The sequence below is a fragment of the Stanieria cyanosphaera PCC 7437 genome (assembly GCF_000317575.1).
Lineage (GTDB): Bacteria > Cyanobacteriota > Cyanobacteriia > Cyanobacteriales > Xenococcaceae > Stanieria > Stanieria cyanosphaera.
The window spans coordinates 1,137,527-1,160,918 of record NC_019748.1; the positions used below are offsets into that span (position 1 = coordinate 1,137,527).

The 23,392-nt window shown below is 34.2% G+C and carries 20 protein-coding genes; 5 read left to right on the plus strand and 15 right to left on the minus strand.

Annotated features, from left to right (window positions below):
- Positions 1-13: 13 nt before the first annotated feature.
- From STA7437_RS25385 to STA7437_RS05015, 10 genes are all read right to left on the minus strand, one after another.
- On the minus strand, positions 14-1,525 hold the full coding sequence (locus STA7437_RS25385) for a CheR family methyltransferase (protein ID WP_015192285.1): 1,512 nt from the start codon (positions 1,523-1,525) through the stop codon (positions 14-16).
- 18 nt (positions 1,526-1,543) lie between these two features.
- Positions 1,544-2,614, minus strand: coding sequence for a chemotaxis-specific protein-glutamate methyltransferase CheB (gene cheB / locus STA7437_RS04975; RefSeq protein WP_015192286.1), 1,071 nt, complete (start codon positions 2,612-2,614; stop codon positions 1,544-1,546).
- Between the two features lie 98 nt (positions 2,615-2,712).
- Positions 2,713-5,040 (minus strand): hybrid sensor histidine kinase/response regulator, encoded by a 2,328-nt coding sequence (locus tag STA7437_RS04980; protein WP_015192287.1) that lies wholly within the window; start codon positions 5,038-5,040, stop codon positions 2,713-2,715.
- A gap of 43 nt (positions 5,041-5,083) precedes the next feature.
- Positions 5,084-6,571 carry a methyl-accepting chemotaxis protein gene (locus STA7437_RS04985; RefSeq protein WP_015192288.1) on the minus strand — a complete coding sequence of 496 codons (1,488 nt, stop codon included), beginning with the start codon at positions 6,569-6,571 and terminating at the stop codon, positions 5,084-5,086.
- A 43-nt stretch (positions 6,572-6,614) separates the two neighbouring features.
- Positions 6,615-7,967 (minus strand): methyl-accepting chemotaxis protein, encoded by a 1,353-nt coding sequence (locus tag STA7437_RS04990; protein WP_015192289.1) that lies wholly within the window; start codon positions 7,965-7,967, stop codon positions 6,615-6,617.
- Positions 7,968-8,013: 46 nt separating this feature from the next.
- On the minus strand, positions 8,014-9,084 hold the full coding sequence (locus STA7437_RS04995) for a chemotaxis protein CheW (protein ID WP_015192290.1): 1,071 nt from the start codon (positions 9,082-9,084) through the stop codon (positions 8,014-8,016).
- Positions 9,085-9,126: 42 nt separating this feature from the next.
- A complete protein-coding gene (locus tag STA7437_RS25390) occupies positions 9,127-10,254 on the minus strand; it encodes a response regulator (protein ID WP_071882324.1) in 1,128 nt (375 codons plus the stop codon).
- 455 nt (positions 10,255-10,709) lie between these two features.
- Positions 10,710-10,988 (minus strand): TMEM165/GDT1 family protein, encoded by a 279-nt coding sequence (locus tag STA7437_RS05005; protein WP_015192292.1) that lies wholly within the window; start codon positions 10,986-10,988, stop codon positions 10,710-10,712.
- A 28-nt stretch (positions 10,989-11,016) separates the two neighbouring features.
- On the minus strand, positions 11,017-11,409 hold the full coding sequence (locus STA7437_RS05010; RefSeq protein ID WP_015192293.1) for a TMEM165/GDT1 family protein: 393 nt from the start codon (positions 11,407-11,409) through the stop codon (positions 11,017-11,019).
- Between the two features lie 76 nt (positions 11,410-11,485).
- A complete protein-coding gene (locus STA7437_RS05015; protein WP_015192294.1) occupies positions 11,486-11,839 on the minus strand; it encodes a YkgJ family cysteine cluster protein in 354 nt (117 codons plus the stop codon).
- A 140-nt stretch (positions 11,840-11,979) separates the two neighbouring features.
- Between STA7437_RS05015 and psb30 the strand changes: the two genes are divergently transcribed.
- Positions 11,980-12,111 (plus strand): photosystem II reaction center protein Ycf12/Psb30, encoded by a 132-nt coding sequence (gene psb30, locus STA7437_RS25395; protein WP_015192295.1) that lies wholly within the window; start codon positions 11,980-11,982, stop codon positions 12,109-12,111.
- 195 nt (positions 12,112-12,306) lie between these two features.
- Here psb30 and STA7437_RS05020 read toward each other — a convergent pair whose 3' ends face one another.
- Positions 12,307-13,266, minus strand: coding sequence for an o-succinylbenzoate synthase (locus tag STA7437_RS05020; RefSeq protein ID WP_015192296.1), 960 nt, complete (start codon positions 13,264-13,266; stop codon positions 12,307-12,309).
- Between the two features lie 69 nt (positions 13,267-13,335).
- Entirely contained in the window at positions 13,336-14,235 is a 900-nt protein-coding gene (crtR, locus tag STA7437_RS05025; RefSeq protein WP_015192297.1) for a beta-carotene hydroxylase, read from the minus strand.
- 368 nt (positions 14,236-14,603) lie between these two features.
- Between crtR and hisA the strand changes: the two genes are divergently transcribed.
- On the plus strand, positions 14,604-15,377 hold the full coding sequence (gene hisA, locus STA7437_RS05030) for a 1-(5-phosphoribosyl)-5-[(5-phosphoribosylamino)methylideneamino]imidazole-4-carboxamide isomerase (protein WP_015192298.1): 774 nt from the start codon (positions 14,604-14,606) through the stop codon (positions 15,375-15,377).
- 31 nt (positions 15,378-15,408) lie between these two features.
- On the opposite strand, the gene STA7437_RS05035 is transcribed toward hisA, so the two are convergent.
- Positions 15,409-17,271 (minus strand): fatty acyl-AMP ligase, encoded by a 1,863-nt coding sequence (locus STA7437_RS05035; protein WP_015192299.1) that lies wholly within the window; start codon positions 17,269-17,271, stop codon positions 15,409-15,411.
- A gap of 56 nt (positions 17,272-17,327) precedes the next feature.
- Between STA7437_RS05035 and STA7437_RS05040 the strand changes: the two genes are divergently transcribed.
- Positions 17,328-19,010, plus strand: a complete 1,683-nt coding sequence (locus STA7437_RS05040; protein WP_015192300.1) for a hypothetical protein — start codon at positions 17,328-17,330, stop codon at positions 19,008-19,010.
- Positions 19,011-19,049: 39 nt separating this feature from the next.
- On the opposite strand, the gene STA7437_RS05045 is transcribed toward STA7437_RS05040, so the two are convergent.
- Positions 19,050-19,532: a DUF29 family protein gene (locus STA7437_RS05045; RefSeq protein WP_015192301.1), complete on the minus strand. Its 483-nt coding sequence runs from the start codon at positions 19,530-19,532 to the stop codon at positions 19,050-19,052.
- A gap of 447 nt (positions 19,533-19,979) precedes the next feature.
- On the opposite strand from STA7437_RS05045, the gene STA7437_RS05050 reads away from it, so the two are divergent.
- Together STA7437_RS05050 and STA7437_RS05055 are read left to right on the plus strand one after the other, a co-directional pair.
- On the plus strand, positions 19,980-21,041 hold the full coding sequence (locus tag STA7437_RS05050) for a spore photoproduct lyase family protein (protein WP_015192302.1): 1,062 nt from the start codon (positions 19,980-19,982) through the stop codon (positions 21,039-21,041).
- Between the two features lie 31 nt (positions 21,042-21,072).
- A complete protein-coding gene (locus tag STA7437_RS05055) occupies positions 21,073-21,936 on the plus strand; it encodes an isocitrate lyase/PEP mutase family protein (RefSeq protein WP_015192303.1) in 864 nt (287 codons plus the stop codon).
- A gap of 57 nt (positions 21,937-21,993) precedes the next feature.
- On the opposite strand, the gene STA7437_RS05060 is transcribed toward STA7437_RS05055, so the two are convergent.
- Complete coding sequence (locus tag STA7437_RS05060) at positions 21,994-23,211, minus strand: DUF4336 domain-containing protein (RefSeq protein WP_015192304.1); 1,218 nt, start codon at positions 23,209-23,211, stop codon at positions 21,994-21,996.
- Positions 23,212-23,392: the final 181 nt, after the last annotated feature.

Consider the following 23,392-nt stretch of genomic DNA (forward strand, 5'->3'; position numbering starts at 1 on the left):
ACTTAAAAAAAACTCAAATTGTTGTTTTTATTTGAGAAATTAAATCTTGAGTTGTTAAATTACCCATGCCAGAAATTTTTTGGTTTTCAGGTAATTGTTTAAGAAGATTTAAAGCAGCAATTTGCATTTTAAAAGTCTTTTTTAAATCACCTTCTCGCTGATAAAGTTGACTCAGATTTAAATAAGCAGCAATAAATGATTGATCGAGATAAATAATTTTTTTAAGTAATTCTTTAGCTTCGATAAAATTACCTAATTCTTCTTTGACTTGAGCTAAAAGATAATAAATAGACACAGCTAAAGAATCTATTTGTAAAGCAGATTCGCAAACTGCGATCGCGTCTAGATGTTTGCCAGTATCAGCATAAATTTTGGCTAATAAATAATAGTAATCTATTTGATTACTTGGTTGATTAATTAATTTTTGTAGTTCTGCGATCGCTATTGTATATTGTTGTTGTTCTACGAGTTTTTCTATTTCTGAAAAAGATAAATTAGTTTTAATTGGTAAAGGTTTAATCTGAATTAACGGATTAGATAATAGTTTTTGAGATTGCTCGATAGAGTTAATCAAACGACTAAAGTTTTCTTGTTGAGAAGAGATTTGATCTAAATTAGGAAGTTGGTTTTGAGTTATTCTAATTGAGTTAGAAGAGAAATTACTAACATTATTTAATTCAGGACGTTGATAAATAATTGACTCTTCAAAAACTTCAATTTTAAAACAGCTTAAATCTTGCGCAGCTAATTCAGTATGGCCTGTAAGTAAGTAACCTAAAGGTTGTAGAGAATTATAGATTTTATTTAAAACAGTAGTAATTTTATCTTCGGGAAAGTAAATAAAAACATTGCGACAAATAAATAAATCAATATTATTTAATTCCCAATCGCTCTGAACAAAAGAATCATTAACTAAATTAATATTTTTAAATTTAACCATCTCTTTAATATCTGAATTGAGATGGTACTGATTATTTTTCACTTGAAAATATTGTTGTTTAATTCGTGGTTGTACACCTCGAAAAGACCAAGAACTATAAACTCCTGCTGCTGCTTTTTTGAGAACTTCACGATCAAGATCTAAAGCAATAATTTGTAAATTCCATTGAACTAAATCTGGAATAAGTTCTTTAAGAAGTATTGCTAAAGTATAAGGTTCTTCTCCAGTAGAACAACCAGCACTACAAATACGTAAAGTTTTGGTAGTTTGTTTACGTTGAATAAGTTCAGGAAAAATTTGTTTTTCTAACAGATCGATTTGGGCTGTATCTCGAAAAAAATAACTTTCGTTGTTAGTTAATAAAATGATAATTTGTTGCCATTCTAAAGAATTAGTATTGGATGTAGTAGCCAGTAATTTATAATAATTTTCTGGTGAGGGTAGATTAAGTAATTGAGTTCGATTGCAGATTTGTTTTTTAAGGTCATCGCGGTCGCGTTCTTTAATAATCAAGCCTGTTTGCTCGGTAATTAAACTAATAAAAGCTTCAAGAAGATTATTGTTAAACAATTGATTGATAGACATTAGTAATATGTATAATATTTAAAAGATTTTTTTGAGTAAAAAGGGTGTAATTTCTGAAAGAGGAAGAATATGTTGTGCTGCACCTAAAGCGATCGCTTCTTTAGGCATTCCAAAGACAACACAGGTACTTTCGTCTTGAACAATAGTTAAACCACCAACATCTGCGATCGCTTTTGTTCCTTCTGCACCATCTTTTCCCATGCCTGTGAGAAGAATTCCAACCGCACCTCTACTATAGTGTCTCGCAACTGCTTTAAAAGTAACAGTTACAGAAGGACGATGACCATCGACTGGTGGATGATCCAAATAAATAAATTTTCCTTGAGTATCTATTTCTAAATGATGTTTTTCAGGAGCAAAATAAACTGTTCCTGGGATAGGGATTTCTCCTCTCTCAGCAATTTTAACGGCTAATTTACACTCTCTCCCCAACCAACTAACTAATCCTGATAAAAACCCCTCACTAATATGTTGAGTACAAATAATGGGGACAGGAAAGTCACTTGGTAAAGGTTTGAGCAGTTTAGCTAAAGCTTGAGGTCCCCCCGTCGATGCACCAATAGTTATGAGTTGAACGCGAGAACTAATCTTGGCAGAAGAGGTAATTTGAACTGTTGCTTCAATTAATCCTGGATTGTTAGTACGACTAGAATGACGCTGATCTTTTAGAGGTTTTGTAAAGACCGATACTCCTGATAAAATTTTGATTTTGTTGAGTAATGTTTGTTTAACTTGTTCGTATTCCGTAGCTTGTCCGCCTACTGGTTTAGGAAAAACATCAACTGCACCTGCTTGAAGTAGTTCAAAAATATTTTCGGTATCGCTTTGTTGTACCGAGTTACTAATGATTAAAATTGGCTTAGGATATTTAGCCATTACTTGTTTAGTAAATTCTAAACCATCCATTTTTGCCATCTGGAGATCGGTACAAATTACGTTTGGTTCGAGTTTAGGAATCAAATCTAATGCTTCGATGCCATTACTGGCAGTACCAACTACTGTGATTTCTGAAGACGTAGCCAAAATTTTTTGTAAGATTGTCAAAGCAATGGGCGAATCTTCGACTAATAAAACTTTAATGGGTGACATAAGAAAGTAAAAAGTAAAAAGTAGAGACGTTGCTTCGCACCCTTCGGGAACATAAAACGTCTGTACAAATTATTAGATATTGGCAACTGGTAACTGATTTAAACTAATCGATTCAGAGTATCTAGCAGTAAAGTTTGATCGAAATCACCTTTAGTCAGATAAGCATTAGCACCTGCTTGTGCGCCTCGGCGTTTATCCTCATCTTTAGCCAAAGTAGTCACTAAAATAATTGGTAACTCTCGATATTCTGGATACTGACGAATTCTTTCAGTTAGAGATAAACCATCCAAATTGGGCATTTCTACATCAGAAATAATCCCATCAAATTTGCCCTTTCTCAGTTTGTTAAAACCATCCAATCCATCTACCGCAGTTGTCACTTGATAACCTGCACTTTCAAGAATGCGTTTCATTTGAGTACGAATGACAATTGAATCTTCGACTAACAATAAAGATGGTTTTATCTGGATAGATTCTAGAAGTTGAGTCGTATTAATTTGACTACCTTTACTAATAGAGTGCGCTAAATCTTGAGCATTTAGCACCATGCAAACCTCTCCATGATCGAGAATGGTTGCTCCAGCAAAATTGCGTACTCGTTGAATTAATTTACTTTGAGGTTTCAGAATAATCTCTTGTTGCGTCAGGATTTCTTCAATCAGAATACCAATTAATTCTTTTCCCGATCGCACAATAATACAAGGAATATTTTTGTGGCTAATATTATTAACTGTAGCAAAGGCAGGAATATTTAAAGGAAGTTCTAAAATATCTGCTAACCAAGCTACTGGTACCGGACATTCATCGATTACAATAGTGCGATCGCCTGTTAAGGTAAAGATATCTTGTTGGGATAAAAGTAAAATTTTAGTAACAAATTCAATTGGTAAGGCGTAAGAATTTTGATTAACTTTGAGAATTAAGGCTTTTGTTGTCGCGATCGCACTACTTAATCTTAAACTAAATTGACAACCTTGATTGGGAGTGGAGGTTACTTCGATACTGCCTTTAAGTTTGTCGACATTAGCACGAACAACATCTAAACCAACACCTCTACCAGAAATATCAGTAATTTTAGTACGAGTTGAAAATCCCGACGCAAAAATAAGAGCTTGAATTTGTTCTCTACTCATTTGAGCTAATTCTGCTTCGGTGTGAATTCCTTTCCGTAAAGCTGTTTGTTTAATTTGTTCTAAATCTAATCCTCTGCCATCATCTTTGATTTCGACGATTACGCTACTACCGATTTGATAACCGCGAAGCTGAATGGTAGCTGTTGCTGGTTTTCCTTTACTTTGTCTTTCTGAAGGTGTTTCAATGCCATGATCGATCGCATTACGAATAATATGTAATAAGGGGTCTTTTAGTTCTTCCAAAATTCGTTTATCAACCAGAGTGTTACCACCTTCAATTGATAGTTGAATTTGTTTTTTCTGATCTTTACCTAAATCCCTAACTAAACGATGAAATAGGTTGAAGACATTTGATAGTGGTAAAAGTCTTAAGTTGCGAATTCCTTTTTCTAGTCGATTACTAACCAAATCCAAGTTAGTGCTATCTTCTTCGCTACGCTCTTGTAATTGATCGACTAAAGTTTCTAACTGCTCTAAACTTGTTTGAGTATGAGCCAAAAAATCATGAAAAGATTTGAGATATTCTGCGCTTAAACTTTGTTCGATTTTACGGAACAATAAACGATAATTGAGTTTATTTTGATTTAATTCTGAACAAATATCGCTAATTTGCTGAATATGGTTGACTTGATTATTAATTCTTTGTTTGGCTACGGTTAGCTCTCCCGCCTGTGCCATTAAAGCATCTAATTTTTCTGGTTCAACTCGAATGGTATCAATGATTTGATCGCTAGCTGGTTTGACATTACTAGTTTTTGATTCTGGAATTAAATTGGGATTGGTTGGCGTAACAGTAGAAGCAAAATCTCCCAATAAATCATCCTTAGACAACTTATTTGAATCTAACGTGGTGGGAGTTGAATCGGCAAACAAATCATCTGCTGGTGAAGATACTGTTTGAGAAGCAAGCTCTACCTCTGCTCCCATTAAGGCAGCTAAAACTTGAAAAGTATTGACATTGGCTTCTTCGCCTGTAATAGCTTGATGAACCAATTGTGAAATAGCATCTAAGGCTTGATAATAGCGATCGCAAGTTTGAGGATTAAAAGTCTCTTCTCCTCTTTTAATGGCAGCTAAACAATCTTCTAGTTGATGAATCAACATTTCGATCTCATTTAACCCCAACATCCGCGAATCACCTTTGAGGGTATGAGCTTCTCGCAATAATTCTTCTAATTTGACTTGATCTTGGGGATTTTGTTCGAGATGAAGTAAACCTTGTTCAAGCTTACCAATTCTTTCTGTGCTAGAAGCTTTATATAATTCTCTGAGTTCGTCGTCTTCGATTTTCATACTTTTTTTTAGATAACCTCAGTTTACTAACCAATGACAAATATCAAACCAACTCTTTAAGCTGTTGAGCAACCTCAGTCAGTTGTCGAGTACTAATCCTGACTTGACTAATGCCACTAGCAGTCTCTTTCGCACCCAAATCAATTTCCTTCATCGCACTCAGCATCTGTTGAATGGCTACTGCTTGTTGTTTAGCACTCAGAGAAATCTGTTGCGAATTAAGAAACACATTATTCACTGCATCAGCTACGCCTGCAAAAGTAGAAGCAGTTCCTTGAGCTAACTGTAAACCTTGGTTTACTGTTTTTGTTCCTTCATCAGTTACCATTACCGTACGATTAATCTCAGTTTGAATTTGATTAACCAAACCTTTGATCCTCTCGGCAGAAGTTTTACTACGTTCGGCAAGTTTACGAATTTCGGCAGCTACGACACTAAAACCTTGTCCTTGTTCGCCAGCATGAGCAGCTTCTACCGCAGCATTGAGAGCTAACATATTCGTTTGATTGGCAAGTTCGGCAACTAACTCAGAAATACCGCCAATTTGTCCAGTTTGCTCGCTCAGACTAATGATTTGTTGTGCGATCGCATTAACTTTGTCTTGAAGTAGATTCATGCCTGTCATGGTTTGTTGTACTACTTGAGTTCCTTGTTCAGCCAGATTAAGTGCTTGCCGTGCGCCATTGGCAGAGGATTCTGCTTGTTCGGCTGATTGACGCGAAGATGAACCCAATTCATCCATCGTGGTGGTAGTTTGACTAACTGAACTTGCTTGTTCGTTGACAGTGCGTTCTTGTTGTTCTACCGTTGAGGCTATTTGTGTTGATGATGATGCGATCGCAATTCCTGCATTTTTAATTGTTTGAATATATTTCTGCATCCTTGCTAAAACAAAAATCCAAGTACAAAGCAGAATAATTAAACTAATACTGACTATAACTACCACTGAAAATGCTTGCTGAGATTTGAGTTGAACATTTTGCTCTACATATTCTTTCAAAGCATTGCTTGTATCTTCTAAACCCTGAGCATAAATACCTTTTTGCTGCTCATACTCAAAACTAAACAGAATAGCTACTGCTTCTTTAGCTTTACCCTGATCAATCAATTTAAATGCTTGATCTTCCATAGCAATAAGTTTTTGATTCGCATCATCCGTTTTAGTCAAAACTTCACTTTTAGAAATCTTGGGTAATAATTGTTCAGCCTCTGCGATCGCAGTATCTAATTGGGGAACAAAATTTAAATAACGTTCTTCCCATCTTGTGTTATTAGTAGTAGCTGCTAAACGTGCGCTGGAGGTTAAAACTTCGTCTAAATAAGTAATTTGATTACTCAAGTTTAAAATTCTGGCATCTTGAGTTTGGATTCTTTGGAAAGTTTTGTACATATCCCAGATATACCAAGTTACTGAGCCACCAATAAAAATGGTAAAAACCATCGGAATCAGAAAAATCTTCAAATAACGTACACTTCCAGAGGAACTTTGATTGGGTGAATTAACTTGTTTTTTTTGAAGCAATTGAGTCATAATTACAAATCCCTTCGATTGAAATAAATTTCTTTTTCTCGATTTAAACCAACTCTTTAAGCTGTTGAGCAACCTCAGTTAGTTGTCGAGTACTAATCCTGACTTGACTAATGCCACTAGCAGTCTCTTTCGCACCCAAATCAATTTCCTTCATCGCACTCAGCATCTGTTGAATGGCTACTGCTTGTTGTTTAGCACTCAGAGAAATCTGTTGCGAATTAAGAAACACATTATTCACTGCATCAGCTACGCCTGCAAAAGTAGAAGCAGTTCCTTGAGCTAACTGTAAACCTTGGTTTACTGTTTTTGTTCCTTCATCAGTTACCATTACCGTGCGATTAATCTCAGTTTGAATTTGATTAACTAAACCTTTGATCCTCTCGGCAGAAGTTTTACTACGTTCGGCAAGTTTACGAATTTCGGCAGCTACGACACTAAAACCTTGTCCTTGTTCGCCAGCATGAGCAGCTTCTACCGCAGCATTGAGAGCTAACATATTCGTTTGATTGGCAAGTTCGGCAACTAACTCAGAAATACCGCCAATTTGTCCAGTTTGCTCGCTCAGACTAATGATTTGTTGTGCGATCGCATTAACTTTGTCTTGAAGTAGATTCATGCCTGTCATGGTTTGTTGTACTACTTGAGTTCCTTGTTCAGCCAGATTAAGTGCTTGCCGTGCGCCATTGGCAGAGGATTCTGCTTGTTCGGCTGATTGACGCGAAGATGAACCCAATTCATCCATCGTGGTGGTAGTTTGACTAACTGAACTTGCTTGTTCGTTGACAGTGCGTTCTTGTTGTTCTACCGTTGAGGCTATTTGTGTTGATGATGATGCGATATTATTAGCAGAAAATTTTAATAAAAAACTGATTCTACGACCAATAAATAAAATAGCAATCAGAATAACTATTTCTGTAGTGAATAAAAGTAATTCAAACAGTTTTATTTTTTTGACTTTGCTATTGTACATAGCTTCGGCAGCAAAAACAGCGTCATTAGCAATAGTAAAAAACTCTTGACTTTCATTAAAAATTTCATCTGCGTAAGTAGGATCTTGTCTAAGCTTGGTGATACTGCTTTTAAGATTTAACCACTTTGTTCTAACTTCTTGCATTTTTGTCAAAAAGTCTGAATTTTTAGCAGGCGGTAATCCTAATTCTTTGTCCCCATTAATTAAAGCATCGATAGTTTTGTCTAGCTTATTAATTAATTGATCGTCAGTTTGACCAGCCATTTCTTCTTTGATTAGTTTTTGACTAGCACCTCTGACAATCCCTGATTGATTAACAATTTTGGCATCACTATCAGTAGAAGTTGAAAAGGTACCAACCAAACCACTAACCGCAATGATTGTAATACCTATAATTGAGCCTTGTAATTGTGTAGTAATTTTCATGGATTTACTCTAAATTTAAGTTGAATTATTTCTAATTTTTTTGAAATCAACAAGCAATTTGTTCGTTATAATTCACTATCAAATTTGGTTGTTCAATTAATTTCTTTATATCCAAAATTCCAATCATTTTTTCTTCAGACAAAATAGTGGCTTGAAGATATTGATGTTTGTTTTTTTCTTCTAGTTCTTGTTTGGTTTCTTTATCTTTAAAGCAAGTAACATCGACTACTTCATCAATCACAATTCCAGTTACAAAGTCTTTTAACTTGACTATCGCTACTTTTTTACGACTTGTATCAGAACTATTTCCCAAATTTAAAAATTGACTAATATCAATTAAAGTAATAATTTTTCCTCGTAAATTCATATTGCCAACAATATGATTGGGGCAACAGGGAATAGGAGTGTAATGAAGTAGCTCTGTAAATTCTTCAATCAAATCTAGACTAATGCCAAAATATTCCTGATTTAAGCTAATGACAGCGATAGAACTTAGTTTATTTTTATTAAAATCAATCAAAGAATGACGTAAATTTTTGGCTCTTTCTCGTAAAATACTTTTAATTTCAGGAGTAGCATTAGGCAAACATAAACTATAGAAGTTACTAATATTAAGTTGATTCAAATTAGCTTCACTACCAATATTAATAATCTCTTCTACGGCAGCAATTGAATCGTGAACTTCATCATGATAGCGAACTAAGTTTTCATGATTTAATAAAATAATTTCTTGCTGTTCAACTTGAGCTATTCCTGTTATAAAAGGAAGTTTAATTTGTTTAACTCTGCCATAATCAATCTTATTTGTAATAGCCTGAGATTCAATTTCTTTTACTTCTTGAACCTGATTAACAATAATGCCAATTAATAATTCTTGCCATTTTAAAATAATTACATAATCATCTATCTCACATTCTGTTAAAGGTAATCCCAGCCTTAATGATAAATGCATTACAGGAACAATTTGGGAACGAAGATTGAGTATACCTACAACATCGTGCGGTGTTTCTGCTAAAGCAATCAATTCTGGTAAATAAAAAATTTCTTGAACGATATTGGCATCAATACCATAATGAGAATCATTAAGACTAAAAAGCAGATATGGTTTAGTGTCCATAACTATTTACAAGAAAAATTACAATTTGTCTTTAACAAGCAATCAAATATTAAAATAACTACCAACAATTTCCAGTAATTCTCGTTCATCAAATGGTTTAGTTAAATATTTATTAGAGCCAGCCATTTTCCCTTTGAATTTATTTACAAATCCATCTCTAGCTGTCAGCATGATAATCGGTAGTTCTTGAAATTTAGGAATTTTGCGAATGGTACTACATACTTCTAAACCATCAATATCTGGCATAGAAAGATCGAGAATTACTAAAGAGATAGGATTGTTATAAATAAAATTCAACCCTTCTACTGCATTACTAGCGAGTAACACTTGATAGCGATCGCTTAAAGTCCGATTTAACATGGTGCGGATGATCGGACTATCATCAATACAAACAATAATTGGTTGATTGCTATTTTGGATTTGATTATCATCAATTGGTTTGGTTGCAAATTTAATCCAACCCGCTTGCGCCCATTGATAATATGAATTAGCAATATTAAGTGGATCTTTGTCTAATTTTTTGGCAATATCTACTAAACTAGTTTTCCCATCAACCCATTCTTCTAGATGTTGTTGAACAGTTGGATTGGTAACTGCACTTAATCCTCCTCCAGTAAGAAATGGAATTGCATTCATTGAAGGAATTAAAGGTGCAAAACTAGACCATTTTTGTTGACGATTATTTAACTCTGATTTAAGTACAAACCAATCTAAAGCATGACAATCTTCACCAAAACTAAAATCAAATTTGAGTGAAGGATCGTAAGTAATTTTTCCTGGTAAAGAAGATAATTCTTCGAGTAACCAAATCACTCTTTCTTTAACAAAAGATTCAATCTCTTGCCATTTAAAAATTCGTAATTTAACTAATCCATTAATAGTCTCTTGAACTGAGTTAGAATTATCAATTTGTTTGAGTACAATTTTTAGCGCAGTATCAATTAAATTCGGTTGAAATTTCTTGCCTACAATCAAAGCAAATTCTCGATTATTAGGAACTTTTGAACCCCCGTAAACAATATTACCTTCATGCCAAATTAACACTTGAGATTTTTTAACTTGACTAGATTGGTCTTGAGTCTCTATGTTTATGATTCCAGTGTATTGGTCATTTTTTTTTGACTCCAGTATCAAATTTAATTGTTCAGATTCATATCGATATGATTGCATAGTTATATTCATAAATGCTGATCAATAAACAGCCTGGGTAAAACTTAATCTTATTTTTCCCAAACTTTCAGTAAAACTATCAAAGATAATCAAAATTTTATGAAGCGATTTAGTCTGACAATGCTTATTTTTTTTAACTATAGTAGTCAACAATATCTGATAATTATAGAAAATAACTTATTTATTTCTCGATCTTGAAACTTTTTTACAAGAAAACAATTAAACGAAATCAATTTTCTTCGTTAAACCACAATATTTAAATTGTTCTTAGTTTAAAGTATCAATATTTTCAATAAAAATTATTTTAAAATAACTAATGAATAAGGTTAAAGTCAAATGCTTTAATAATCTTCGTTGTTTTCTAACAAATATTTGTAAGGGTTACTGATAGCTTACCCTCACAAACATATCGGTAAGGTTGATTATCCTAAAAATAAAAAACCACAATGAATAATTTAGGGTTTATTAGGCTGCCAGACTAAACGTAATGCCATAATTGCAAATCCAATCGCAGCAAACGCTTTGAGCAAACGTTCTGGTAAAATTTGTGCAAAGCCTCCACCAGCAATAACACCTAAGAAACTAGCTAAAATCAAAGCAACGGTTGAACCTAAAAATACTGCGCGAGGATACTTAGAACTTCCACCAAGTGCGATCGCAGCAAGCTGACTTTTATCTCCTATTTCTGCTAAAAATACGGTTATAAAACTAAGACCTAAAAGTTGCCAATCCATTATTAATTATTAATTATTAATTATTAATTTAGCTAATTATATCTTGAATTAACCAACCAGTAATTAACAGTAACAAAATTGCTATTCCTAAATCTAAGGTTTTTGGAGATAATTTTTTGGCTAACCAATAACCAATCAAAACGCCTAATAAACTGGTAGCAACCAAAGCCATAGCTGCCCCAAGAAAAACGATCCAAGGAGATTGAGATTCAGCACTCATAAAAAGAGTAACTAATTGAGTTTTATCTCCTATTTCAGCTAAAAAAATCGTAATAAACGTCGAACTAAAAACTGTCCAAAAATTATTTGTTTTATAATGGCTTAAATGTTCTTTAAAATTAACTTCAATAGGATTTAATTCAGTTGTTAATAAATCTATTTTTTCGGGTAAGGGATGATCTTTAGTTTTCTCCATTAACATTTCGAGTTGAAGTTATTCATGAGCAGTTAGCCTATTTTAAGCTTAATTGCCGATAGTTTGGTATTTCATTAAAGCGTTAAAGGTCATAAACTTCCTGATTATAATATTTCATTTCCTCGCTATTTGCTCCATACAGGTCTTCAATGTGTTGATGACAGCAATCAATCGCAAACTCATCAAACTCTTCAGAAGTTACTCCATACATTTGCTCAAAAATATCTGATTTGACACGACAAAAACGAGGACGATCCTCATAAATTTGGCATTTTCTAGTTTCATGGTCAAAATTGATACACCAACCGTCTTTTCCTACCATACTCAGATATCTTTGCAATTCTTCAGAAGAAAGATAGTCTTCTAAATCAGGTCTTTCACTAGGAGCTAGATAACAACAAGCTCCACAATTATTAACACAACGCCAAGTTACCATATTTTATTTATTGAAACAAAACTTTACATACTTTTGTATATATGCTGAGAATTAGCAGATAATTCCCAGGTATTATAGACAATGGCAGACATGATTAAGCCATCTATCAAGCTCGGTTTGGGTAAATTTTAGGAGAAAAGATGAGTTTTATAACTAACCTTTTTAGTGGTATCGATTTCAATGTAATTTTTCAATTAATTTTTGTAGCATTAATTATGCTCTCAGGCCCGATAGTCATCTTTTTGTTGGCTGTACGCGGTGGTGATCTATAAAAGCTCTTTTATATTTTTTATCTTAAATACCCTTCTTAGGTAAGTAGGGTATTTTTTATTTGCCTTTTATTATTTTAGCTTTGTGAGCGGGAAGCAACGCTTATTTGTTAAGAAGGGATCATGACTAGGAATTGTGGCGGTAGGATAGGCTGATATGAAGTTCTGTTGAATGAGTTAGACAAAAGAGAAAGTAGTTCACGATAGCCAGTTATCAATACCAAAACCAACAGCGCGATCGCTATAATTTAATTCTTGAGCTAATTTCAGTACCGCTTGTCTGCCAATTTCAGTTTCAAATACTGAAGAAAAAACAGCATCAATTGAGTAACTATGACAAAACTGACGTAAGTGGCTAGGAAAGCCACATATTGCTGGTTTAATTACAAAAATTCCTCGCCATCCTTGTTGATAACACCATTGCAATTGATCTAACTGAGCGACAGATTCATCTAATGCCAAAGGTGTTTGATATTGATTGCTTAAAGTTAGCATTTCTGAAAAATGTTCAGGAGCTAAAGGCTGTTCAATAAATTCTACTTGCTTGCTGCGATCGCTTATTGCTAACCAATTTTTTGTCTCTTCTAGAGTTAATCCTCCATTAGCATCTAATCTAAATTTTGTGGTGGCGGGTAAAGATTGAAGCAGTTGTTGAAAAATTTCGATTTCTTTTAAAAAAGATTGAACTCCAATTTTCCATTTAAACGTAAGAGGAGACTTTAATGAAGGTGAATCTATTTGACGCCAAATTTTTTCCGATAAGTTTAAAGCTGATTTTCCTGCTGGTAACAGATAACAATAGTTTAACGACTTTTTTCGGTTTAATTGATCAGTAATTGGGGTAATTGCTTGACTCTTAAATACTTCTAAAGCTGATTCAAACCCAAACTGACAAGCAGATAAATGATCGGGAATTGAATTAATCGTTGTTGCTGTAATAATTGAACCTAGCTGCTGACAAAATTCTAATGCTTGCTCAAGAGTTTCTGAACCAAACCACGGTACAGGAGCAATTTCTCCCCAACTAATTTTACCTTTGCTATCTACTAAAGAAATAATAATTCCCTCGCGTACTTGCCACACACCGTGACTTGTTTGCAAGGGTTTTAAAAAAGAACGTCGATAAAGACGAAATTGAAATTTATAGCGATCGCTCATTATCGATGATATTATGTTGCTGTGACTTCATTTTACTCAGTCTCAAAATTTAAGCAACCTCATTACTACTTATTCTTTAATTACTGATTTATTTTTATGAGAATGAAAACGAATTCCCAAAAAAATGTCATACAGAAAAACCCAGAAATTTTTACCTTCAAATAAACCCAAAGATTGATCGCATCCTTTTGCGTCTAATAAAGGTTTAGTGGCACGATAAGCAGCTTGATATTTATACCAAGGAATAGAAGGCCAAAGATGATGAACTAAATGATAGTTTTGTCCTAAAATTAACAAATTTAAAATAGGACTAGGATAAACTCTGGCATTTTTCCAGCGATCGCGTTCTTGAAAAGGTCGGTGCGGTAAATAGTCAAAAAACAGTCCTAAAGCAATTCCTACTACTAAAGCAGGAACAAACCAAAAATTAGTTATATAACCGATAAAACCATATCGAATACTTACAATAACTATAACAGCCAAAAATAATCTACTCAAAAACCATTCTAGTAACTCGTAATTCTTCCACAAACGACGCTTAAAGAAAAATACTTCGTGATAAAAAAAACGAGCAGCAATGAGCCATAAAGGACCACCTGTCGAGACAAAATGATCGGGGTCGTTTTCTGGATCGTTGACATGAGCGTGATGTTGTAGGTGTACTCTCGTAAATACAGGAAAAGCAAAACCTAACATCAAAGCACTGCCATGTCCCAAAATCGCATTCAAAACTCGATTACTATGGGCGCTATTATGAGAAGCATCATGGATAACTGTTCCAGATAAATGTAAAGCAAGGACATTAGCCGAAAAACAGCACCAGCCTGGAACTCCCCACCAGAAATAACCAATAACGGATAAGGCGATCAGCATCAGGGCTGCTGTAAACATTAAAACATTGATATTAATACCACCATGAGGTTTAAGAAACTCTTTTGGTACTGTCCGCAGCGTCTGAGCCGACTGCATTGTTGTTTTTGCTCCTTTATCCACACATATATCTTTCCTTGGGTAGTTTACAATACTATTGTCATGAGGTAAAGATTTGTAACATTATCTAATGTTATTTGTGTCTAGTTTACTCTCAATGATTAGTTAAACAATGATAACTGCTTAGTTGTTGATAGTTAAGACCTACGGTAGTGCGCTTCGCTTATGTTAATGGTTGATTATTTCATCCCTCATCATTCACAACTGATAAGTGATCACTGTTAAACGCGATCGCCTTAAAAATTCTAACAGAAACTTCAATCTTTTAGTTAAAGACAATTGAAAAAGCCTATCCATCTCTACAATAAGATTGAGGCTACAGCTTTTAGATCATTGAGTAAATTTTTATGGAAGTTATACCTGCAATTGATTTATTGGAAGGGAAATGTGTGCGTTTGTACCAAGGAGATTACGACCGCTCGCAAGTATTTAATGAAAATCCAGTGGAAGTTGCCCGACACTGGGTTGAGCAAGGAGCAACCAGACTTCATTTAGTCGATTTGGATGGAGCTAAACAAGGAAAATCAGTAAATTTAAACGTAATTGAATTAATTACGGCAGCTATACCTATTCCTGTACAAGTAGGAGGCGGACTACGCGATCGCTCTGCGGTAGCTAATTTACTTAATTTAGGTGTACAACGAGCAATTTTGGGTACTGTAGCAGTAGAACAACCAGAATTAGTTACTCAATTAGCACAAGAGTTTCCAGGACAGATTGTGGTGGGAATCGATGCTCGTAATGGTCTAGTCGCTACTAGAGGTTGGTTAGAAACGTCGGCAGTAGCAGCGACAGAATTAGCGCAAAGAATGGCACAACAAGGTGCAGCAGCGATTATTTATACGGATATTCATCGTGATGGCACGCTTTCTGGCCCTAATTTACCAGCGTTAAGAGAGTTAGCAAATGCGATCAATATTCCTGTAATTGCTTCTGGTGGAGTTAGTTGTTTAACTGATTTATTGAGTTTATTGGCATTAGAACCTTTAGGAGTGACAGGCGCGATCGTTGGTCGAGCGATTTATACTGGAGATGTCGATCTTAAGGAAGCTGTTCAAGCTGTGGGTAATGGTCGTCTGCAAGATGTTCCTTCGGATTTTGGTTCTTCTACTTTTGCGTGATTATTGAGTAGAGGCAATTCATCAATTGCTTCTACTTGTCAATCTGGCGGATTTGGTAGAGAAAACGGCGTAATTTTCCGCGAAATAAACCCGAATAACGACGTAAATGAGTCATAGGGTTTAAATATCTATGAATTACGGTAGTGAGGTCGCTGCTACTGGGAGGAGATTGCCATATCGCGATCGCTTTGAGGTTTTGATTGAGATATTGTTCTTTACAAAAACTGCGTTTGACTTTACCGCTAGAGGTTTTGGGTAAACTTCCTGGTTGTAGAAGAGCGATCGCATAAACATCGACAAAATGTTCTGCAAAGATTCGCCAACGAATTGTTTCTACTAATTCATCTACGTCAAGACAATTGCGATAACTGCGTTCTATTTCTTGAACAATGACTAATTTTTCTTCCCCTGCAACATTAATCGAGAAAGCTGCACCATTATTTAAACTGAAAGCAGGATGAGATTGTTGAACGGTTTGTTCGAGATGGTGAGGATAACAGGTAAACCCCCAGAACATCATTACATCTTTGAGACGACCTGTGATAAATAATTCTTGGTGGTCTAGAAAACCTAGATCACCTGTTCTTAAAAAGGGTTGTTCTGGATGATCGGATAAATAAGCTTGAAAGGTTTGCTTACTTAATTCTGGTTGCTGCCAATATCCCTGCGCTACTCCTGAACCTGCTACCCAAATTTCTCCAACCTGATGGGGAGGACAGGGGGTTAAAGACTGAGGATCGACAATGACTATCTTTTCATCTAACCAGGCACGACCACAACTAATTACAGAACAAGATCCTGGTTTTGCTATTGTACTAAGAACAACTCGATTTTGTTCAAGTGCTTTTTCTTCGACGTATTTAATTATGGGTGCTTCGTTTTTTAATCCTCCTGTGATAAATAAGGTAGCTTCTGCCATACCATAACAAGGATAAAAAGCTTCTCTACGAAAACCACAATCGGCAAAATAATGAGAAAATTGTTCAATAGTTTTTTGACGAATAGGTTCAGCACCTGTAAAAGCTAATTCCCAACTACTGAGATCGAGATGTTGTTTTTGCGCCTCGGTTACTTGACGACATAACAAGTCGTAAGCGAAATTAGGACCACCACTAATTGTTCCTCGGTAGTGAGAGATTGCTTGTAACCAACGAATGGGTTTTTGAATGAAAGCGAGGGGAGACATGAGAATACATGGTATGCCTAAATAAAGAGAGTGCAAAACATTGCCAATTAATCCCATGTCGTGGAATAAAGGCAACCAACCGACACCGATACTCTGGGAATTACCAGCAAAAACTAGTTGCAACATCTGTTGATTGGACATTAAATTTTGATGGGTAACCATTACTCCTTTAGGAGTTCCTGTTGAACCAGAAGTATATTGAAGAAAAGCTAAATGATCTGGAGTAAACTGAGGAATTTGATAGTTGATTGATTGATTGAATTTAATACTTTCTGTATTTAACCAAACTAATTGGGAGGCGATTTCTGGGTCTAGTTGATGTTTAGTTTTAGTTAGTAATTTTTGAGTAGTTAAAATAATCTTTGCTTGAGAAGAAATTAAACGTCCTTGCAAATTTTTGATTGCTAAAAGATTTTGAGGCGGATGGCAAGGAATTGCGATCGCTCCTGCATAAAGACAACCAAAAAAAGCGGAAATAAATTCTAAACTTTGTTCGTAAGGATAAATGAGAATTACTGGTTTATTGTTAGATGGTAATGAACTTATTTGAGAGGCAATTGCTTTTGCTTGCTGGTCTAGTTGTTGATAAGTAATAGTTTCTTCTTTGCTTTCTCCATCTTTGAGAAAAATATAAGCAATTCGATCTGGTTGTTGTTTGGCAAGATCGCGCAGGTAATCAACTAAAGTAGAATAATTAAACGGTTGCATAATCTGTAAATATATAGCAGAATATTTTCCCTAAAAAGACTCAAAAAAAATCACCAATGACTAATAATAAAAATAATCTTTGGTTTGGTTTAAGCTTACTTGTTACTTTCTACTTTGGACTAATTTCTTTACATTATGTTGTTAGTAATCAATACATTATTCAAGATGATGCTCGACAACATTTAATTTGGTTACAAAGATTAGTAGAGCCTCAATTATTTAAAGATGATTTAATTATTAATTATTTTGAGAGTGTTGCGCCGATAGGATATAAATTTTTTTATTGGTTTTGGGCAAAATTAGGAATTGCACCGATTGAATTGGCGAAAACTTTGCCTTTGATTTTAGCAATTATTACTACGATTTATATTTATAAAGTTACTCTTCAAATCTTTCCTCTTCCTCTTGCTGGTTTTTGGTCTAGTTTATTTGTCAATCAATTGATATGGCTTAATGACGATTTAGTTTCTGCTAGTCCAAGAGCTTTTATTTATCCTTTGTTTAGTGCTTTTTTATATTATTTAATTAAACAAAAAATATTTGAGTTATTAATCGCGATCGCTTTAATAGGCTTAATTTACCCACAAGTTTTATTGATTGAATTGACAATCTTAACAATTAGATTAGTTAGTTGGCAAACCAACTCAATTAAATTTTGTCAAACTCAAAAAGATTATTTTATTTTCTTAGCTGCTGTAATTATTGCTTGTCCAATTTTATTTATTTATGCGACTAATAAATCCGAATTTAGTCCAGTTGTAACATCTCTCCAAATGCAACAAATGCCCGAATTTGGTTTACATGGTCGTAGTCAATATTTTGTAAGTAATCCCATCTTATTTTTTCTGAATGGTTCTAGTGGTTTAAGCTTACCTATTTTTCCTACGATTGTTTGGATTAGTCTGAGTTTACCTTGGTTATTAAAATCTCAATCACCTTTAGTAAAATTAATTCACCCAAAAGTAAAAATTTTATGGGAAGTTTTACTAGCATCTTTATTGATGTTTATACTAGCTCATTTATTGCTACCTAAATTACATCTTCCTAGCCGTTACACTTATCATAGTTTTAAATTAGTTATGGCGATCGCATCAGGAGTTGTTCTTGTAATTTGGTTAGATTATTTTTGGCAATGGTTTTTAAAAAAGAATAAATTTAAAACTAAATTAATTTCTATTTTAGTAAACTTTAGTTTAGCTACAATTATTATTTTTCCTGCAATTCCTGTTGTATTTTTAGTTTGGTTTCAAAATTGGCAAATTGGTCAAGCACCAGTAATTTATCAATTTTTATCTTCTCAACCTCCAGATACTTTAGTTGCGTCTTTAACAAGAGAAGCTGATAATATTCCTGCTTTTTCTTTTCGGTCTGTTTTAGTAGGAAGAGAATTTGCTCTAGCTTATCATACAAATTATTATCAACAATTTAAGCAACGAGTTATTGATTTAATCAAAGCACAATCAAGTCCGAATTCATTAAAAGCTAAACAAGTTATTCAAAAATACAGTATTGATTATTGGCTAGTAGAAAATGATTTTTTTCAACCAGATTACTTATTTCAGTACGATTGGTTAAATTATAGTTCTTTTCATAATTTAGTAAACCAAGCAAATACTAACCTAAAACAAGGCGAAGTTCCTGCTCTAGCAAAATTAATCAAAGAAAATAAATGTATTAGTGTAGCTACTCAAAACCTAACTTTATTAAATGCAGAGTGTATTCTTAAACAATCAAACTAACAAACTTTGCCATTCTTGATAATTAATTTTTTGGTAAAATTAAGAACAAAAGTCTTTTAACTTGTTTTCAATTGCGTTAATTAATTCATCTTGATTATTCAAGTAAGTTAATTGTAGTAAACTATTAGCAAAATTGAATAAAGAAATGCGATTACATTGAGCTTTTAATTCTTTATAATCTATACCACCAAAAATTTCTCGACTAGCACTAACTATGGCAGTATTAAAATTATCTTCTATGTATTCTTGCCAGTTTTCCGAGTAAATATAATGCGCTTTTTTTCCAAGTTTATTTCGTTTTTGAATAGCGAGAAGACTATTAATAATAGATGATTTCCAAGAGCTAGTTAAGCGATTTTCTACTTGTATTTTAATTAAATGAATTAATAAAATTACTAAAAATGATTCTAAATTTCTAATTTCGCTTTGTCGTCCCATTTCTTCTAGCTCTTCGACTATTAACAAAGCCTGTTCAATCTCACCGGCTAATAAATGTTTTTTGAGTTCTAATATTTCCAACATTTGTTTATCTTTAATTTGTAGCTGATTAAATTTATTGTGACAATTTCTTTTCTTTAATTTTATAATGGAAAGATAAATCGCTCTTCGTCCTTACAATAAAATATATTTATTATTCATTATTTCTATCACAAAATTTACTAGATTGATCCATAAACAAAATAACAACCAACCGATAAATATATCTGTTCCTTCGCAAATCTCAGAACAAAGTTGATCAGCGTTTATTCGTGGACATTTTTAAATTATCTGTTTTTGAATATTTTCATCTCAATAATTATCAATAAAACAGCAACTTCTTAAGCCAACATATTTTTAACTTGACAAAACTTCTGCAAGTAGAGAAATCCGACTATTTTTGAAAAAACTATTTAGTTACTAATTACTAAGATCGAGATAGCTAATAATACTAGATTGCCCTGCAACTCTCAAAGGGACATTTAATCTTTGATGATACAAACTCTTACCTCTTCTTCTACTCGTCTGTGGTTACCAGAGCGTGTTTTAGTTACTCCTGCTGCCCTTCAAGAATCTTGGGGACAACAAATTATCAAGCGAATTGAATCTTATCAGATACCAATACAAGAATTACCCCACAATCGATTAACTAATTTAAAAGGAAAAACCGAACAAGAGACTTATGCTAAAGCTAAACGAACCTTAGCAATAGTGACTGCACCACCAAGTAATTTTAAACTAAATCCGATTCCTCCTTCGGCTGACTGGCAATTTCATCTAGCGCAAGGATGTCCAGCGCACTGTCAATATTGTTATTTAGCTGGAAGTTTATCTGGAGTCCCTATCACCAGAATTTATGCGAATTTACCAGAAATTCTCGATAATCTAAGCCAATACGAATCAAAAGACCAAGAAACTAGCTTTGAAGTTAGCTGTTACACAGATCCTCTTAGCATCGAACATCTAACAGGTAGTTTAGCTGAATGTATTCGTTACTTCGGTACTCGTTCTCAAGCTCGTTTACGATGGGTTTCTAAATTTGATGGGGTTGATAAACTATTAAATTTACCTCATCAAGGTCATACTCGTTGTCGTATGAGTGTCAATGCTGCACCAATTAGTTGTTCTTTTGAGGGAGGTACAGCTAGCGTAAATGCTAGACTACAAGCACTACGAAAATTAGCTTTACCAACTAATCAAGGTGGTGGTGGGTATCCTGTTGGATTAGTAATTGCACCAATTATGGCGATTTCAGATTGGCAGTTACATTATACTCAGTTGTTCGAGCAAATTAGTACTATGTTAGATTTTAACTGCGATCTAACTTTTGAATTAATTACTCATCGCTTTACCCCCAAATCAAAAGAAGTTTTACAAAGTTGGTATCCAAACAGCAAGTTAGATTTAGATGAAGCAAACCGCCATCGTAAATATAATAAGTTTGGTGGGGTTAAGTATGTCTATAATACGGAAAAAATGAAAACGTTACAGACTTTTATTGAAAAACAAATTCAAGCAAGGTTTCCTCACGCAAAAATTCTTTATTGGACTTAACCTGAATAAATTTTTTTAAGAGCTTGATTTTATGTCTTTTTCCAGTCAACTGCGACAGTTACTTACTCATCCCAAAATTTTGGTTATTCCTGGTGTTTATGATTGTTTAGGCGCAAAATTAGCCGAACAAAGCGGATTTGAAGCGAGCGCTACTAGTGGTTTTGGTATTGCTGCTTCTACTTTGGGAGTTCCTGACTACGGTTTGTTGACTGCGACGGAAATGCTTAATAGTACAGGCAAGATTGCTAAGTCAGTTAAGATTCCTTTAATTGCTGATTTAGATACGGGTTACGGCAATGCTTTAAATGTGATCCGCACTGTTGAAGAAGCAGTAAATTTAGGTATCAGTGGCATTATTTTAGAAGACCAAGAATTTCCTAAAAAATGCGGTCATTTTGACGATAAACGAGTTATTTCTACATCTGAACATTGTAGTAAAATCAAAGCAGCTATTCAAGCTCGTGGTGAAAGTAATTTAGTGATTATTGCTCGAACCGATGCTCGTGCGCCTTTGGGTTTAGCAGAAGCGCTCGCCAGAGGACGTGCTTATCTCGATGTTGGTGCAGATGTTTTATTTATTGAAGCACCCCAGTCGGTTACTGAATTAGAAGCGATCGCGCAAGCTTTTCCCGATGTACCTTTAGTAGCTAATATGATTGAAGGTGGAAAAACTCCCGAACTAACAGCTTCAGATTTACAACAATTGGGTTTTAAAATTGTCTTTTTTCCATTATCGGGTTTACTTGCTGCTACTAAAGCTATAAATGAATGTTGGCATTATCTTAAAGAAAATGGAACGACAGTAGGATTTGAACCAATAGTTGATTTTCAAGATTTTAAAAGCGCGATTGATTTACCTAAATATCGTCAACTTGAACAAGATTTTAGGAGCTAGATTTTTTATTTTTGTACAGACGTAACATGTTACGTCTCTAAGACTTTTGATTTTAGATTAAACTCTCTCTTCTGGTGGTGGTACAATCCCAAATTTACATAAAGTGCGATCAATTTCTTTGAGTGTTTGAAAATCTTCTTGAGGTAAAGGATAGCTACTACTATTAAACAAACTCGCACTTACGGAAGGATATTTTTCTAAAAAAGAAAAAGCCTGTCGAAACTCTTGCGGTGTCGCTTTAATTACAGATTCAAAGTGACAGGGAATAATTTGCTGAAAATCCCAACTTGCTACTCTATTTGCCCAATTTAACGTCTTTGCTGGTGCGCGGTTAAGAATCCATGTTTGTAAGATAGGTGCCACAAATAAACGTCCATTACCTCGTAAAGCATCAAACGCCTGCTGCCAATTTGGTTTCCATTGAAAAGGAAATAAACCAAAATAAGCCTTTTTAGAGCGATCGCTTGCCTTGAAAGCATTTTGAAATACTTTACTCCATTTAGGAACATCTAAAACACTAGAACGAAAATAAAGAGCAAACAAACAAATCCTTTGCCAACCTTTGCGTCGATTTTCTTGAGTATCAGCGATCGCATCAGTAGCATTATCTCTAGCGTGAAATAATAAAGGGTAAGAATCGAGTTGAACGATTGCTGGAGGATTTTCTGGAATCGAAACAATTGAATCGGTAACTAATAATGTACGCGATCGCTTATGGAAAAAAGCAACTTCTTCAAATTTACCTAAATTGAGATCGATCTCATCTAAAATTGCATATTCGAATTCTGAAGCGAAGGGTGTTTGAGTACTATCTGCTGGTAATATCTGAGTGCGTTGAGCAGGAAAACCTAGCCAACTTAAAGGAAGATTGACAGGAAAACTCCATTGATGGGGAGAAACATAAACCTGGGCGTTGGAAAAATTGCGAGCAAAGGGAACAACAAAACCTTTATGTTCTAAACCTGAAATAGTAGGTAAAATAATATACTTAACTTCACCATGTTCTGCTACTAATTCATGAACCAGCTTTAAACATTCTTTGGTTGGTGCAACTGGTGCATAAACTAATAATCCCCCTTGCTGTAATTTAACTACAGTCATCCTAATGGGGACAACTACATAAAAGATGCCTTGCAGTTGTTCAAAAGTCCAGATTGTATCTTGAACAATTTCCTTACGAATTGTACGTCTTTGACTATAAGGATAAATTGGTACGAGAAACCAATATCGCCAGAAATAATCCTTTGAATTAGATTGATGCTTAATTTGAGACACGCTAACTTTTCCTCATCAATTCCCTTCCCTAGAAGTTGGAGTTTAGCAAATTGTTGTCCCATTCACCTAATATTTTTGAAAAGATTTTTCTGAGCAAAACCAAATAGGTTAAAGTTCAAGGCAATTCAAATAAATTTTTGTTTCTAAATGAATTTATAGCAGTTCTCAGACTTGTAAGGTA

Excerpts from the sequence above, each read along its gene's own strand:
- STA7437_RS05050 (WP_015192302.1), top strand. The coding sequence starts at position 19,980 with ATGATACAAACTCTTACCTCTTCTTCTACTCGTCTGTGGTTACCAGAG.
- STA7437_RS05020 (WP_015192296.1), bottom strand. The coding sequence starts at position 13,266 with ATGAGCGATCGCTATAAATTTCAATTTCGTCTTTATCGACGTTCTTTT.
- STA7437_RS05040 (WP_015192300.1), top strand. The coding sequence starts at position 17,328 with ATGACTAATAATAAAAATAATCTTTGGTTTGGTTTAAGCTTACTTGTT.
- STA7437_RS25385 (WP_015192285.1), bottom strand. The coding sequence starts at position 1,525 with ATGTCTATCAATCAATTGTTTAACAATAATCTTCTTGAAGCTTTTATT.
- hisA (WP_015192298.1), top strand. The coding sequence starts at position 14,604 with ATGGAAGTTATACCTGCAATTGATTTATTGGAAGGGAAATGTGTGCGT.
- STA7437_RS04990 (WP_015192289.1), bottom strand. The coding sequence starts at position 7,967 with ATGAAAATTACTACACAATTACAAGGCTCAATTATAGGTATTACAATC.
- psb30 (WP_015192295.1), top strand. The coding sequence starts at position 11,980 with ATGAGTTTTATAACTAACCTTTTTAGTGGTATCGATTTCAATGTAATT.
- STA7437_RS04985 (WP_015192288.1), bottom strand. The coding sequence starts at position 6,571 with ATGACTCAATTGCTTCAAAAAAAACAAGTTAATTCACCCAATCAAAGT.
- STA7437_RS04995 (WP_015192290.1), bottom strand. The coding sequence starts at position 9,084 with ATGGACACTAAACCATATCTGCTTTTTAGTCTTAATGATTCTCATTAT.
- STA7437_RS05015 (WP_015192294.1), bottom strand. The coding sequence starts at position 11,839 with ATGGTAACTTGGCGTTGTGTTAATAATTGTGGAGCTTGTTGTTATCTA.
- STA7437_RS05035 (WP_015192299.1), bottom strand. The coding sequence starts at position 17,271 with ATGCAACCGTTTAATTATTCTACTTTAGTTGATTACCTGCGCGATCTT.
- cheB (WP_015192286.1), bottom strand. The coding sequence starts at position 2,614 with ATGTCACCCATTAAAGTTTTATTAGTCGAAGATTCGCCCATTGCTTTG.
- STA7437_RS05005 (WP_015192292.1), bottom strand. The coding sequence starts at position 10,988 with ATGGATTGGCAACTTTTAGGTCTTAGTTTTATAACCGTATTTTTAGCA.
- STA7437_RS05045 (WP_015192301.1), bottom strand. The coding sequence starts at position 19,532 with ATGTTGGAAATATTAGAACTCAAAAAACATTTATTAGCCGGTGAGATT.
- STA7437_RS05010 (WP_015192293.1), bottom strand. The coding sequence starts at position 11,409 with ATGTTAATGGAGAAAACTAAAGATCATCCCTTACCCGAAAAAATAGAT.
- STA7437_RS25390 (WP_071882324.1), bottom strand. The coding sequence starts at position 10,254 with ATGCAATCATATCGATATGAATCTGAACAATTAAATTTGATACTGGAG.
- STA7437_RS04980 (WP_015192287.1), bottom strand. The coding sequence starts at position 5,040 with ATGAAAATCGAAGACGACGAACTCAGAGAATTATATAAAGCTTCTAGC.
- crtR (WP_015192297.1), bottom strand. The coding sequence starts at position 14,235 with ATGCAGTCGGCTCAGACGCTGCGGACAGTACCAAAAGAGTTTCTTAAA.
- STA7437_RS05055 (WP_015192303.1), top strand. The coding sequence starts at position 21,073 with ATGTCTTTTTCCAGTCAACTGCGACAGTTACTTACTCATCCCAAAATT.